Source organism: Bacillus sp. FSL W8-0645 (assembly GCF_038007905.1).
Classification (GTDB): domain Bacteria; phylum Bacillota; class Bacilli; order Bacillales; family Bacillaceae; genus Bacillus; species Bacillus pumilus.
In genome coordinates, this window is sequence record NZ_JBBOYC010000001.1 from 1,138,387 (window position 1) to 1,153,344 (window position 14,958).

The 14,958-nt window shown below is 40.3% G+C and carries 12 protein-coding genes; 9 read left to right on the forward strand and 3 right to left on the reverse strand.

From position 1 onward, the window contains the following. Window positions 1-22 precede the first annotated feature (22 nt). Window positions 23-967, forward strand: coding sequence for a siderophore ABC transporter substrate-binding protein (locus NST39_RS05650; protein ID WP_217012983.1), 945 nt, complete (start codon window positions 23-25; stop codon window positions 965-967). Window positions 968-1,108: 141 nt separating this feature from the next. Beyond that, window positions 1,109-2,065 carry an LCP family protein gene (locus NST39_RS05655; RefSeq protein ID WP_113768389.1) on the forward strand — a complete coding sequence of 319 codons (957 nt, stop codon included), beginning with the start codon at window positions 1,109-1,111 and terminating at the stop codon, window positions 2,063-2,065. Window positions 2,066-2,133: 68 nt separating this feature from the next. Here NST39_RS05655 and NST39_RS05660 read toward each other — a convergent pair whose 3' ends face one another. Further along, entirely contained in the window at window positions 2,134-2,496 is a 363-nt protein-coding gene (locus tag NST39_RS05660) for a hypothetical protein (protein WP_185107594.1), read from the reverse strand. Between the two features lie 150 nt (window positions 2,497-2,646). Here NST39_RS05660 and NST39_RS05665 point away from each other — a divergent pair, with 150 nt between their 5' ends. Further along, the gene (locus NST39_RS05665) at window positions 2,647-3,264 is read left to right on the forward strand and encodes a TVP38/TMEM64 family protein (RefSeq protein ID WP_080772985.1); all 618 of its coding nucleotides are present in this window, start codon (window positions 2,647-2,649) and stop codon (window positions 3,262-3,264) included. Beyond that, window positions 3,264-3,776 carry a signal peptidase I gene (gene lepB / locus NST39_RS05670; protein ID WP_041815362.1) on the forward strand — a complete coding sequence of 171 codons (513 nt, stop codon included), beginning with the start codon at window positions 3,264-3,266 and terminating at the stop codon, window positions 3,774-3,776. The genes NST39_RS05665 and lepB overlap by 1 nt, the downstream gene beginning before the upstream one ends. Window positions 3,777-3,812: 36 nt before the next feature. On the opposite strand, the gene NST39_RS05675 is transcribed toward lepB, so the two are convergent. Then, window positions 3,813-4,958: an AbrB family transcriptional regulator gene (locus tag NST39_RS05675; protein ID WP_185107650.1), complete on the reverse strand. Its 1,146-nt coding sequence runs from the start codon at window positions 4,956-4,958 to the stop codon at window positions 3,813-3,815. 266 nt (window positions 4,959-5,224) lie between these two features. On the opposite strand from NST39_RS05675, the gene NST39_RS05680 reads away from it, so the two are divergent. The 3 genes from NST39_RS05680 to NST39_RS05690 are packed head-to-tail and all read left to right on the forward strand — an operon-like array spanning window position 5,225 to window position 6,946. Then, a complete protein-coding gene (locus NST39_RS05680; RefSeq protein WP_003210872.1) occupies window positions 5,225-5,647 on the forward strand; it encodes a BlaI/MecI/CopY family transcriptional regulator in 423 nt (140 codons plus the stop codon). Then, on the forward strand, window positions 5,640-6,479 hold the full coding sequence (locus NST39_RS05685) for a M56 family metallopeptidase (RefSeq protein ID WP_217012827.1): 840 nt from the start codon (window positions 5,640-5,642) through the stop codon (window positions 6,477-6,479). Before NST39_RS05680 ends, NST39_RS05685 begins: the two co-directional genes overlap by 8 nt. 56 nt (window positions 6,480-6,535) lie before the next feature. After that, complete coding sequence (locus tag NST39_RS05690) at window positions 6,536-6,946, forward strand: DoxX family protein (protein ID WP_065098902.1); 411 nt, start codon at window positions 6,536-6,538, stop codon at window positions 6,944-6,946. A 196-nt stretch (window positions 6,947-7,142) separates the two neighbouring features. On the opposite strand, the gene NST39_RS05695 is transcribed toward NST39_RS05690, so the two are convergent. Further along, entirely contained in the window at window positions 7,143-7,589 is a 447-nt protein-coding gene (locus NST39_RS05695) for a ferritin-like domain-containing protein (protein WP_044139865.1), read from the reverse strand. Between the two features lie 164 nt (window positions 7,590-7,753). On the opposite strand from NST39_RS05695, the gene addB reads away from it, so the two are divergent. Both addB and addA read left to right on the forward strand, forming a co-directional pair. Next, complete coding sequence (gene addB, locus NST39_RS05700; protein WP_341027442.1) at window positions 7,754-11,263, forward strand: helicase-exonuclease AddAB subunit AddB; 3,510 nt, start codon at window positions 7,754-7,756, stop codon at window positions 11,261-11,263. Then, a complete protein-coding gene (gene addA, locus NST39_RS05705) occupies window positions 11,241-14,939 on the forward strand; it encodes a helicase-exonuclease AddAB subunit AddA (protein ID WP_341027443.1) in 3,699 nt (1,232 codons plus the stop codon). Before addB ends, addA begins: the two co-directional genes overlap by 23 nt. The last annotated feature ends 19 nt before the right edge of the window (window positions 14,940-14,958 follow it).

Below are 14,958 nucleotides of genomic sequence, written 5' to 3' on the forward strand. Positions count from 1 at the left end.
AAAAATGAAGAGGTGATCACGTATGAAAAAATGGATTTGGATGATGACTGTATTAACAGCGATTGTTGTACTCGCTGCCTGCGGGAACCAAGGAAAAACAGAAGGAACAAAAGAGGAAACCGTCACGGTAAAAGACATGCTGAATAAAGATGGCGTGAAGATCAAGAAAAACCCGAAAAAAGTTGTCGTGTTTGATATGGGAAGTCTTGATACGTTAGACAAGCTAGGTGTAAATGTGACAGCATTACCAAAACAAGTGGTCCCAAAATATCTATCCAAATATGAGGATGACAAATATGAGAATGTCGGCGGTTTAAAAGAGCCGAACTTCGAAAAAATTGCAGAGATTAAGCCCGATTTGATTATTATTCAGTCACGTCAATCAGATGCATTCGATGAATTTTCTGAAATTGCTCCTACGATTTTGATGGATGTAGATACTGCCAACTATATGGAATCATTTAAAAAAAATGCCACGACGTTAGGGGAAATTTTTGATAAGGAAGACGAAGTCAAAAAAGAACTAGCAGCTATTGATCAAAAAGTAGATGCATTAAAGAAACAGACAAAAGAGTTGAAACAGAATGGTTTAGTGATCATGGCCAACGACAGTAAAATGACAGCCTTTGGTGCTAAGTCAAGATACGGACTCATTCATGATGTGTTTGGTATCACGCCGGCAGATCAAAAGCTTGAGCCATCTGACAAACACGGGCAAAGCATTTCGTATGAGTACATGGTCAAAACGAATCCGGATTACTTATTTGTCATTGATCGAGGCGCAGCGATCGGAGAAGAAACTTCTGCGAAACAGCTTGTTGAGAATGATTATGTGAAATCAGTCAAAGCGGTCAAAAACAACCATGTGGTGTATTTGAACTCTGACATGTGGTATTTATCTGGCGGCGGCCTTGAATCATTGACTGCCATGATTGATGAAGTAAAACAAGGAATTGACCAAAAATAATGGAAGAAAAGCTGCTCATACTGAGCGGCTTTTTTTTATTGTGGATTCATAAAAATATGTTGCGTGCAGGAAACTTTCATTGAAATATGTTATAGTGGAACCTACATTGATAGACTAAGATAGAGTGAGGGTTCGGAAAGGATGAAGGAGAAAACAAGATCAAAAAGAAGGCTGAGACCTTGGGTGAAAGTCGTGCTGTTTATCATGGCATTTGTCATGGTGATGGCAATATCCGTGACAGGATATGCCTACTATAAAATTTCAAAAGCGTCGAATAAGGCGCAAGTGTCATTAGAAAGAGGAGACACCTCGCAAAAGCGTGTGAAAGCTTTTGATCCAGGAAAGGACAGCTTCTCGGTCCTGCTGCTTGGAATTGACAGCCGTCCAGGTGAAACGGTAGACGAAGCAAGAAGTGATGCGGTCTTACTGGCGGCTGTGAACCGAACAGAGAAAACCATCAAGCTCCTTAGTATTCCTCGTGATTCTTATGTAGATATTCCGGGAAGAGGATATGATAAAATCGCCCACGCCCATGCGTTTGGGAGTGCAGATTTGTCAGTCAAAACGGTCGAAAACCTGTTGAATATTCCGGTAGACTATGTGATTTCAGGGAACTTTAAGGCGTTTCAAGACATTGTAGATGAGTTAAATGGAATTGAAGTAACGATTGAAGATGAAGGTATCGCAAAACAAATGGAAAAGGATTCAAAAGGGAAAGTTCATGTGCAAACAGGAACACATACGTTAAATGGCGAAGAAGCATTAGCCTTTGTAAGAACGAGAAAGGCAGATAGTGACCTCATGCGCGGGAAGCGCCAAATGGAAGCACTTCAAGCCATCTTTGAAAAGTCTAAATCTATTTCTTCGATCCCATCCTATGACAACATCATTGATACACTTGGTGATAATGTTTCAACCAATCTGTCCATGAAGCAGTTTATCGGTCTTTTTCCATTATTGAGCTCATTGAAATCAGTGGATCCCATTCAGCTAAAGGGCCATGATTATCAGCCTGGGAATGTGTATTACTTTGAGTTAGATGGCGCTGGATTAGAAGAAGTGAGAACAGAGCTGAGAGAACAGCTTGAATTATCATAAATAAGTAGGAGCCTGCCGCTGTGGCAGGCTTTTTGCTTTGAATGGGGAAGCGCGACAATGAAGCAACTTCAATTCGCTTGATGAAGAAAATAACGAGTCAGTAGTTCCTCTACCCGGTGACGTATACGTGGATTAAAGTATTTATGTGTTTCTTCATAGCCATCCATGATAAATAGATACGTTGTAAATCCTTCATCGTGTTCAATTTGCTGTACCTTCATTTTTTCTTTACGTAAATGCTGCTTTAGTTCATAAAGTGCTTTCTGTGCTTCCTTTAAGGCGGAGGTCACAAGCTGAATGTATGGTTCATTTAGTTTGAATGTTTGATGTTGTTTTAAGTGAGTCAAATCACGATTGAGGATGGAGACGACCATTGGAAGAAAGATGGCCTGTTCCATCATCTGAAGCTGTATTCTTGATAGTCTCGTCATGTCCAAGCCTGCTTTCTTTCTTGATAGAACACATGTTCTTGTTTATTATACCGAATGAGTCAAATAATCTCAAGGGGGGGATTCATTTGTATATTTTTATGTTTTCCATGTAAAATGAAAAGTAGACAAATCTTGAAGGAGTCAAACAAGTTGACATCATTTCTTTCTCTATTTACTCACGAAAATATCACATCATTTTTTGAGAGCTACAAGGCCTTTGGACCGATTGTGGCCATATTGCTCCCTTTAATAGAAGCATTTCTTCCGTTTTTACCACTCGTTGCGTTTGCTGTAGCGAATGCAAATGCATTCGGTCTTTGGGAAGGATTTTTATTGACCTGGATTGGCGCAAGTGCAGGGTCTATTCTTGTCTTTTTACTGATCAGAAAATTTGGACAGATGAGAATGCTCAACTTTATCAGCAGGCATCCTTCCATTAAAAAATTGATGCTTTGGGTGGAGAAGCGGGGGTTTGGTCCATTATTTATTTTACTTTGCTTTCCTTTCACGCCCTCTGCTGCCGTCAATGTTGTAGCAGGTTTATCAAGAATTAGTTTTTGGCAATTCTCATTAGCTACTTTATCGGGCAAGTGTGTCATGCTCTTTATCATTAGTTTTATTGGTTATGATCTTTCTGCTTTAGTTAAGAATCCGTTAAGAAGTGTTTTTGCGGTTCTAGTTATTGCGTTATTATGGTATGTTGGAAAGAGAGTAGAAAATAGATTGAACATTCGAATGAGCAAACGTGAGGACAAAGGAGGCTCTTAATGAAAAAGAAGCCATTGCTATGGTTGATGATTATTACAGGCATCGTCTTATTGTTCCAAGTAAAGAATTTCATGTTTGTCACGTACAAAGTAGAAGGGGTTAGTATGGACCCAACTTTTACAGATGGAACAGAATTATTAATCAATAAGTTCTCGCCAAAACTCACGAAAATTAGCCGGTTTGATTATGTGTTATTTCACGGACCTAAAAATCAAATCTTGATCAAGCGGGTCATTGGACTCCCAGGAGAAACGATCAAGTATGAAGATGATCAGTTATTTGTCGATGGTGAAAAAAAGAAGGAACCTTATTTAAAAGAGCAGAAACAACATAAAATGGGGAACGTCCTGACAGGGGATTTTCAGCTGAAAGCCATCACAGGAGACGATAAAATCAAAAACAATCATTACTTTGTAGTCGGAGATAACCGAATACATAGCTTCGACAGCCGGCATTTTGGCACCATTTCAAAGGATCAAGTTGTCGGTGTCAAAAGGAATACCAGCGAATAAAAAAAGGCGCTCTGCACATGCAAAGCGTCTCTTTTTTTATTTTGCGGCTTTATAATCAGGCTGCCTTTTTGCCCATACATGGTGTAAGAACCGGAAAAACGGTGGCAGCATTGCAATAACGAGAATAATTCTGACGACTTGTACAGCCACAACAAAGGTAGAATCCTCGTGCAGTGTGACTGCAGTTGTTGCCATCTCTGCAATACCGCCAGGCGAAAAAGCAAGAATGGCTGTAATGACAGAGATACCTGTGATTTCAGCAATGGCAATAGAGCTGAGGACAGTCGCAGCAATTAGCCCAGCTGAGCTGACGACAGCCACAATGAGAGTGTTTTTTAGCCCGACAAACATCTCTTTATTCATTTTTGAACCAATGGTTGCACCTAGAAATACTTGAGACGCAATGTTCGCTTGTGCCGGCCAATAAGGAATCAAATCATAACCTATGAGTGCGCCCGCACCAACTTGAAGAGCTGCGACGCCTAGCATGCTGCCGATCAGCCAAGGAGCAGGGAAATGAAGACGAACTGTTAGGCGTGACATGAGCCAGGCACCTAAAATAAGCGCAGCGGTCCAAGAGATGTTTGAAAGGGTGAAAACACCCGAAGAAAAAGCGCTCCCTTGCGTAACTACAGCCGCATCCGCTTGGTTTTTTGTATTTAAATAAAACACTGTAAATGGGATAGTGAGTACAACCATTAATACACGTATCGTTTGCACAAGACTCACAACAGCTGTATTGGCTCCCACCTCTTGGGCAATCCCCGGCATAGCGGATAAACCGCCGGGGGCAGTTCCGACAAAGCTTGTCAGCATATCTGTTTTGCTCAGCTTCCATAAGACAAAGCCTGAGAGCATCGCCAGTAGAATAGAAAAGACGAGCATGAAACTCACAGGGAGCCAATTTTCAGCGAAAATGTGAAGGACCTTCATATTCATTTTCTGTCCGAGTTCGATTCCGAGAATGAATTGACCAAGGAGCAGCCATCTGCTGTGAATACGTAAGGTGCTGGTTCCTTTACGCTGAAACAGGGTGGGGCGGCGCATAGCAATAAAAGCTGCTGTAATTAATGTACCTACCATCCAGCCAATAGACATACCTGTTAAAGACAAAAGAAATCCACCTAAACCGCTTATCGCAATGAGAATGAGATCGGTTCGAAGGCTGTTTCCTTGTTTCATCACATGTAAACCTTCTTCCTATATGTTTGTTCAGTAAGTGAAATGTTGTTAACTTCACTATAATACAAAAGTCTCTATAAATAAAATACGAATTTTTTCACTATTTTCATAAGATTATCTTATCGCTAAATGGTTAGTATATTTTTATAAAGAAAGATATAATTTTTACCAAAAACAAAGTCAATATACAACGATTTTCCCCTATTTATGTTATCAGTTGACTATCATTTTCAATTACACTACAATGCTTAGTGTGAGGTGATAACATGAAAATTCCTTCTTTTAAATATAATGAAAAGGGATTGAATCGTTTTTTTGGTCCTTTAGAGGGAAGAATTATGGAGATCCTTTATGAAGGTGAGGATATGCCGATTAAAGAGGTGCAGCAAAAGTTGTCAGATGAGAAGCCGATTAATTTCAACACCGTGATGACTGTGCTGAACCGCTTAACCGAAAAAGGAATTGTGGAGAAAAAAACAAAAGGGCGCTCATCTATTTATAATCCTATTTTAACAAAAGAAGAATTTCTAAATGAGCAAACAAAATGGATTACACAAGGATTGATGGACGATTTCGGTCCACTGGCAGTGAATCATATGGTGGATGCGATTGAAAGTGCTGATCCTGAATTACTCAAAGTACTAGAAGCACGGCTAGCGTCTAAAAAAGAGGAGCAGCAAAATGAATAAAATGAAGTCGAGTCTGCTGTTTTCAGGCGGTATATTGATTGGTTTAGCCATTTTTTATCAGATGGGGTATTACGTGCTTTCAAGCTTTTTTGGCTGGAATCAAGCATATAACCTGATCCATGTATGCCAGTCTGTGCTCGAATTCTATGGATTCACTCCTTTAAAATACTTTCTGGATGCCTTAGTCTTTTACACATTGGGTTTTGCGATTTTTTATATGACGAAACAAATCAAAAAGTACATTCAATTCAAGCAAAATCTGATGCTTGCAGTCGATCACCAGTCGACCGAATCTTTATCTGAGAAATATGCCAATGACATCATCGTGTTTCATTGTCATGAACCGCTTGCTTTTGCAATGGGGATGCTTCACCCAAAGGTTTATTTATCAACAGCTCTCATGGACATGCTAGATGAAGAAGAGATTGACGCTGTTGTTCATCACGAATTGCATCACAAATACAGCTATGATCCTTTAAAGGCTTTCATGTTCTCAATGCTCACAAAAGTCATTTGGTACATTCCAGTGTTAAAGCATATGAGACAAAGCTACTCTGTTTTTCGTGAAGTGATTGCAGATGACTATGCCATTCAGCAGACAGGTACTGAGCTTGGAGTAGGGCAGGCCCTTTTGAAGCTGATTAAAAAGAGAACCCAGTTTCAAAAACAAACAAAGTTTGCGGTGTCCTTTGGGGATCGGGCATTGAATTTAAGAATACAAAAAATTTTAAATCCTACTTACAATATTCCTTTTAATGTACCAATGATTCCAATCGTCACTTCAGCGATTCTGATGGTGGTCTTAATGATTATGCTCAACCTTAATTACTAATTTTTTTACTTATTAACATTACATTATGTAGTGTAAAAACAGGAGGAAATCACTATATGAAAACAAATCAAGAAATAGGAACACTTTTTGTACGCGTTATTTTAGGTATTATTTTCTTTTTACATGGGCTTCAGGCATATCAAGAAGGGCTGGGAGGCACAGCAGCATTCTTCGGACAAATCGGTGTACCTGAATTCATGGCCTACATTGTCAAGACAATTGAGCTAGTCGGTGGTATCGCCTTGATTTTAGGTCTAGGAACACGTATTTTCGCAGCATTATTCGTACCAATTATGGCAGTAGCGATTATCACTGTTGGTTTTTCTAAAGGATTTGTTGGTGGTTATGAATTTGAACTTTCGCTTTTCGTCATGGCGCTTTATTTAACTCTTAGTGGCAGTAAGCTGTTATCAATTGATGGGATTCTCAAGCATCAGCAGCAAAGCAATGAAGCAAAATTTCATTAAAAGATGATAAAAAACTCCTTCTGCTCTTTGTGGCAGAGGAGTTTTTTTAATGGTCGAATTCTCATTTTCTCGTTTGAAAATAAGGAAGGGATGTGAGGCTTTGCTATATTTAGCGCTTTCTTTGACAGATTGAATGAACGAAATATCGATTTCATTTTTTGACGGAACATACGATCTCCTATTAAAATAGGACTATCTATGATGCATGGTGCGTTAAAAGATATAAAAACCATACAGCGTGCTGCTGCTCATCTTGAGCGATACGTTTCATTAGCTCTTTTGTTCCTTGATCCCGGACATAGTCTGATACGCTTAAGTAAAAATCGACCGTTTTTTGTTCATCTTTAAAGGCAAACATAAGTCCTTCTCTGAATTGGTCTGGACAAGGTTCTGTTACGCTTGGTTTGTGGTTTTTACCTGTTAAAGAATAATATAGCTTTGAAAATAGTTGATAGTGTCTGACTTCATCCTGGCGTATTTCTTGAATGATCTTCTTTGCTTCAGGATTTTTTGCCTTTTGGGCAAGTTTTTCGTAGCATTGGATCGCAGAATACTCACCATTGATCGCTTTCTCAAGGTCTGAAATGATTCTTGTGTTTTGGCGCATGTCATAAGGCGAGTAGTCATAGTAACCGTAATACATGATATTGCCAGCCTCCTTTTAGTTCATGATGGTTTATGATATGAAAAGAGTGAGGAAAGGTGCCTATGTTTTTTTCAGAAAGGAGAATGGGAACGTGATCGGAAAATAGCTATTTACCTTTATTTTCGCTAGAATATGAGTACATAAGAAAGGTGTTGTGGAACGTGGAGATTCAGTTTTTAGCAGGCAGATCGGGGAGTGGAAAAACGACTGCAATCTTAGAGGAAATCAAAGAACAGCTTCGGCTTGATCCGTTGGGTCCGCCAATCATTTTTTTAGTCCCGGATCAAATGACATTTTTAATGGAATATGAGCTTGCGAAAACGTCTGAAGCTGGTGGAATGATCAGAGCTAAAGTATTTAGTTTCACTCGTCTTGCTTGGTCTATTTTACAGCAGACTGGTGGAGCGAACCGGCAATTTGTGACAAGCACAGGAATTCAAATGCTTTTAAGAAAAGTGATTGAAGAGCAGAAAGACAAGTTTAAAGTATTCAAAAAAGCGAGTGATAAGCCGGGGTTTGTGGAGCAAATCGAAAAAACGATAGCTGAATTCAAAAGATACTGTATGCTGCCGGAGGATATTGAGAAAATTTCAGCGTCTAGCATGCATTCAGAGTATACAGAAGAAAGACGGGCAGCCGAAAAATTGCATGATCTCCATGTTCTTTATCAGCAGATGGAGCAGCATTTACAAGATGAATATGTGCACTCAGAAGACTATTTGACTCTTCTTGCCCAGCAAATTCCTTCAGCTGAAGAAATAAAAGGAGCACACATCTATATAGATGGTTTTTATCAATTTACACCGCAGCAGCTTCTTGTCATTGAACAGCTCTTGCTGCATGCAGCAAAAATAACTGCGGCTTTCACAGTAGATCGATCCTATCATGATAGGCAGCCAAATGAACTTGATTTATTTCGTATGACAGGTAAAACGTATTTCCAGCTCTATCAGCTTGCTAAAGAGTGCGGAGCTGACATTTCTGAAAACATTTTTGAAAGAAATCATCGGCACCTTTATACACCAGATCTTGCTTATTTAGAACACCAATATGAGCAGCGGCCCGTGCAGCCATATCAGGAAAACACCCCTCATCTCACAGTGTCTAAAAGTGCAAATAAACGAGCTGAAATTGAGGGAGTAGCAAGAGATATTCTTGATTTAGTGAGAGAAAAAGGACTCAGACTGCGAGATATCTCGATTGTAGCGCGGCATGTAGATGACTATAAAGATACGTTAAAAGAGGTTTTTAGAGATTACGATATTCCTTTTTTTATTGATGGAAATGAATCGATGCAGTATCATCCGCTCATCGAATTGATTCGTTCGAGCTTGGATGTCATAAAAGGAAATTGGCGGTATGAAGCGGTATTTCGCTGCGTGAAAACAGAGTTCTTATTTCCGGCTGAAATCACTAAGAACAAAGCGAGAGAGCATGCAGATCAGCTTGAAAACTATTGTATTGCTTATGGTGTAAAAGGAGAGCGCTGGACAAACGGTTCCCGGTTTCATTACAGGCGTTTCCAATCATTAGATGAGGATTTCGGACAAACAGATCAAGAAATTGAAATGGAACAAATGCTAAATGACGTCAAAGAATGGATCGCGCCCCCGCTTTACCAGTTGCAAAAAAGGCTCAAAAAAGCGCAAAAGGTAAGGGACATGGTAGAGGCTGTCTATGTCTTTTTAGAAGAGATACAAGTACCAGATAAGCTTGAAAAAGCGAGGCTTGAGGCTGAAGAAGCAGGTCGATTAGCTGAAGCAATGCAGCACGGGCAAGTATGGGATGCGGTGATTCAATTAATGGATGAATTTGTTGACATGCTAGGTGACGAAGAGCTCTCATTTCCTTTATTCCAACAGATGATAGATACAGGATTAGCTTCTCTAAAATTCGCTTTGATTCCGCCTTCACTCGACCAAGTATTTATCGGAAGTATGGATTTATCCAGAATGTATCAAGTGAAGTGTACGTTTATCATTGGTGTAAATGATGGCGTTATTCCCGCACGCCCCTCTGATGAGAGTGTATTGTCTGAGGATGACCGAGAATGGTTAAAACGAGCAGGAGCAGAGCTAGCAGAGACAGGAAAGGAACGGCTGCTAGATGAGCAATTTTTAATTTACCAAGCGTTATCAAGTCCATCCCGACATTTGTATCTATCCTATGCGGCTTCTGATGCAGAAGGACGTTCTCTATTGCCTTCGACACTCATCAAGTATTGCCAAGAGCTTATGCCAAATCATCAGCAGGCTCTTTATGTGTTAGATCCAGAACAGCTAGAAGATGAGGAGCAATTAAAATTTGTAGCGAATGAGCATGTTTCGTTGTCGTATACCGTCTCACAGCTGCAGCAATGGCTCAATCAATATCCCATTAGCGGTGTATGGTGGAGTGTCTATAACTACTTAATGACATCTCCTCATCGGGATGTATCAAAAAACATCATGTCAAGTTTGTTTTTTACAAATCGAGCGCAGCCATTAAAACCTAATGTCACAAAAGAACTTTACGGTGACCATATTCAGGGCAGTGTTTCAAGAATGGAGAAATTCAATGCGTGTGCATTTTCTCACTTTGCTTCCCACGGTTTAAAACTAAAGGATCGACAATTTTACAAATTGGAAGCACCCGATATTGGCCAGTTGTTTCACTCGGCTTTGAAGCATATTTCAGATACGCTAGTTGAACAAAAAAAGGATTGGAAAAACCTAACGAAGGAAGATTGTGTAAACTACTCAAGATATGCAATCGAACAGCTTGCTCCGCGTCTTCAAAAGGAGATTCTATTAAGCTCTAATCGGCATGCTTATATTAAAGAAAAGCTTCAGAAAATCTTAATTCGAGTCTCTTCTATATTAAGTGAACATGCCAAATTGAGTGGATTTTCTCCAGTAGGGCTTGAGTTAGGTTTTGGGGGCCAAGGGCCTTTGCCGCCGTTTACTTTTCAATTAAAGAATGGCTGCACGATGGAGCTTGTCGGAAGAATTGACAGGGTAGATAAAGCAGAAGGTTCAAAAGGGCTGCTTTTAAGAATCGTCGATTACAAATCCAGTGAGAAAGGTCTTGACCTAGCAGAAGTATACTATGGTCTTGCCTTGCAAATGCTCACATACTTAGACCTAACCATTACGTATTCGAAAGAGTGGCTCGGCGTAGAAGCAACGCCTGCTGGCATTTTATATTTCCATATTCATGATCCGCTCATTCAAGCACCGATTCCACTTGCAGAGGATGAAATTGAGCAGGAAATATTCAAGAAATTTAAAATGAAGGGTTTATTGCTTGAAGATGTGGAAGCAGTAAAGCTAATGGATCAAACGCTTGATTCAGGTAGATCGCAAGTCATTCAAGCCGGTTTGAAAAAGGATGGGTCTTTCCGTTCTGATTCGGCAGTTTTAAGTGAAGATCATTTCCATATACTCACACAACACGTTCGGCGCACATTTGAAGAAGCAGGCGAAAGAATTACAAATGGAGAGGTCGCAATTAATCCATATAAATTAAAGGATCAAACACCTTGCCGCTTTTGTTCATTCAAGTCTATTTGCCAATTCGATGAATCAATAGAAGATAATGATTTTAGGGTGCTCACCTCTGAAAAGGATGATGTTGTGATAGAACGGATCAAAAAAGAAGGGGATCAGTATGCAAATACCAAAACCGAATAACAGTACGTGGACGGATGACCAGTGGGAAGCCATCGTTTCAGAAGGACAAGATATCTTGGTTGCGGCGGCGGCTGGGTCAGGTAAAACAGCTGTTTTGGTTGAACGCCTGATTCGAAAAATGACCCGGCCTGAACATCCAGTTGATGTGGACCGTCTGCTCGTTGTGACTTTTACAAATGCTTCTGCGGCAGAGATGAAGCATCGGATCACAGAAGCACTTGAAAAAGAATTAGCCAAAAACCCTGGGTCTCTTCATATGAGAAGGCAGCTGTCCCTCATGAATCGAGCCAATATTTCAACCTTGCACTCCTTTTGCTTGCAGGTTTTGCGCACCTTTTACTATGAAATTGATCTTGATCCAGGCTTTCGTTTGGCTGACCAAACAGAAGGAGAACTATTAGGAGATGAAGTGTTAGACGAACTGTTTGAGGATGAATATAAGGCTGGAAAGCCATCATTCTTTGAATTGGTTGATCGTTACACGTCTGACCGTCACGACTTAGATTTGCAATGGCTCGTGAAGAGAATTTATGAGTTTTCGAGATCTCATCCTTCTCCGGAGCAATGGATGCGGGCATTTCTTTCACTTTATGATGTAGATGCTCAAACAAAAGTAGAAGAATTACCGTTTTATCCATATATCAAAGAAGATCTTTCTCTCGTTCTCCGGAGCTGCCAGGAGCTGCTTGAACGAGCTCTTTCGCTATCAAAAGAACCGAGCGGCCCAGCACCGAGAGCAGAGAATTTTATAGATGATTTAGAGCAAGTTAATGAATTAATCCGTCATCAAGATGATTTTGAGAAGCTTTATGAGCTTTTGCCGAACGTCAATTTTAAAAGGCTCAAAACGTGCAAAGGGGACGAATATGACCCTGCTTTAATAGAAAAAGCCACAGATGCACGTAATCAAGCAAAAAAACAATTAGAAAAACTAAAAGATGAATATTTCATGCGCAGTCCTGCCCAGCATTTAAAAAGCTTAGCTGAAATGAAGCAAGTTGTGGAGACACTTGTAGAGCTTGTGATCCAATTTGGTGAGCGTTTCGAAAGAGCGAAGCAGGAAAAGTCAATTGTCGACTTTTCGGATTTAGAGCACTATTGCTTACGCATTTTAGCGGAGCAGGATGCAGAAGGACATTTGATCGAAACAGAAGCTGCCAAGTACTATCAACAGCAGTTTGAAGAAGTACTCGTTGATGAATACCAGGATACAAACCTTGTACAAGAAACGATTTTAAAGCTTGTATCTAAGGGGAAACATTCTGCAGAGGGCAATCTGTTTATGGTTGGTGATGTAAAGCAGTCTATTTATCGTTTTAGACTGGCTGAGCCCATGCTTTTTTTAAACAAATATAAACACTTTCAACCAGACGGCAAAGAAACAGGGAAGAGGATCGATTTAAATAAAAACTTCCGCAGCCGTTCAGATGTTTTAGATAGTACGAACTTTTTGTTCAAGCAGCTGATGGGGGAAACAGTTGGAGAAATTGAATATGATGAACAAGCTGAATTAAAGCTTGGAGCGAGTTATCCAGAAAGCAAAGATACAACGACAGAAATGCTTCTTGTCCACTTAGATCAGCAGGAAACAGAACCCGGCGAAGAGCGAGAAGAGCTCGAGACCGTCCAATTTGAAGCGAGAATCATTGCTAAAAAAATAAAAGAATTAGTGGAGCAGCCATTTCAAGTGTACGATGCAAAGCAGCAAATGACCCGTAACTTACAGTATCGTGACATTGTCATTTTGCTTCGATCTATGCCTTGGGCTCCGCAAATGATGGAGGAATTAAAGAAGCAGGGAATCCCTGTATATGCGAATCTTTCCTCTGGTTATTTTGAAGCAACAGAGGTGTCTGTCATTCTTTCTTTGTTAAAAGTCATCGATAATCCATATCAGGATATCCCGCTTGCTGCTGTTTTAAGATCACCTATTGTTTATTTAGACGAAAATGAATTGGCACTGATTCGAACAAGTGATAAAAAAGGCACGTATTATGATGCTGTAAAGGCATTTATGAGTGTGACGCATTCTGATCACCCTACATGCAAAAAACTAGAGCGATTTTTCCAATTACTGCGCAAGTGGCGTGATTTTTCTATCAATCATTCGGTGGCAGAATTAATTTGGGAAGTCTACCGTGACACGCAGTATCTTGATTATGTTGGCGGGATGCCTGGAGGTAAGCAGCGGAAGGCGAATCTTCGTGCCCTTTATGACCGGGCCAAGCAATATGAAAAAGCTGCCTTTAGAGGGCTATTTCGATTCCTTCGTTTTATTGAAAGAATGCAGGAGCGTGGGGATGATCTTGGTGCGGCAAAAACGTTCAGTGAAACAGAGGACGTTGTGCGCATGATGACGATCCATAGCAGTAAAGGATTAGAATTTCCAGTCGTCTTTACCGCAGGGCTCGGCAGGAACTTTAATATGATGGACTTAAACCAGTCTTATTTACTTGATAAAGAACTAGGCTTTGGAAGCAAGTATATCCATCCTGAGCTGAGAATTAGTTATGCGACATTACCGCTTGTGGCGATGAAAAAAAAGATGAGAAAAGAGTTATTATCTGAAGAATTAAGGGTCCTATATGTAGCGCTCACAAGGGCTAAAGAAAAATTATTTCTGGTCGGCTCTGTCAAAAATCAGGTGAGAGCATTAAGCAAATGGCAAAATGCCGCAACCGGAGAAGAGTGGCTGCTCCCTGATTTTGAACGGTATCAATCGAAAACATACTTAGATTTCATTGGCCCTGCCCTCATCCGTCATCAAGCGATGTCATCTGTTTTAGAAGAAACAGGAGATGTTGTTCTTTCGCATCCGTCTACATTCACTATCTCATTTACGCAAGCTTCTGATCTTTTAAAGGAAGATATGTCACTTGAAAAGAATGAGCAAGACGAGATTGTACAAGCATTGATCAATGGTCTGCCTGTTGAAGGATATGGTGATGCTGATGAGCAGGTGGCAGAGAGGCTCTCATGGAAATATCCGTATCTAGCGGCCTCGCAAGTCGGCACAAAGCAGTCTGTTTCCGAGATAAAAAGAATGAAAGAAATACAGGATGAGTACAGTGTTCCTTCTTCTATTCGAAAAGCTCGTGCAACATTGTATGACCGGCCGGCTTTCATGAAGAAAAAAACACTCACTGCCGCAGAACAAGGCACTGCAATGCATACAGTGATGCAGCATATCCCGCTTCCTTCTGAGGAGCCCTCTGATGAATCACGTATAGGACACTTGCTCGAATCCTTACAGCAGCGAGACTTGCTAACAGATGAGCAGATCCAGTCAATAAATCAAGAGGGAATTGCTGCTTTCTTCTCTACTTCAATTGGTCAAAAACTGCTAAAAGCGGACTGGGTGAAACGAGAGGTGTCATTTAGTATGGTGTTACCTGTTAAAGAGGTATACAGTCATATTGATACTGAGGGAGAGCCTGTTCTGATTCAAGGGATGATTGACTGTTTATTTGAAACAGATGGAAAGCTATATTTACTAGATTATAAAACTGATAGAGTACAAGGCAGATATACAGTTGACGCTGCTGAACCGATCTTGAAAAAGCGTTATGAAACCCAAATAGCCTTATATGCAAAAGCTGTAGAACGTTTGACAAACAGAACATTAGAGGAGAAAATTCTCTATTTCTTCGATGGGAATTTAGAAATTTCTTTATAAATGTATCGGAATGAGAGGT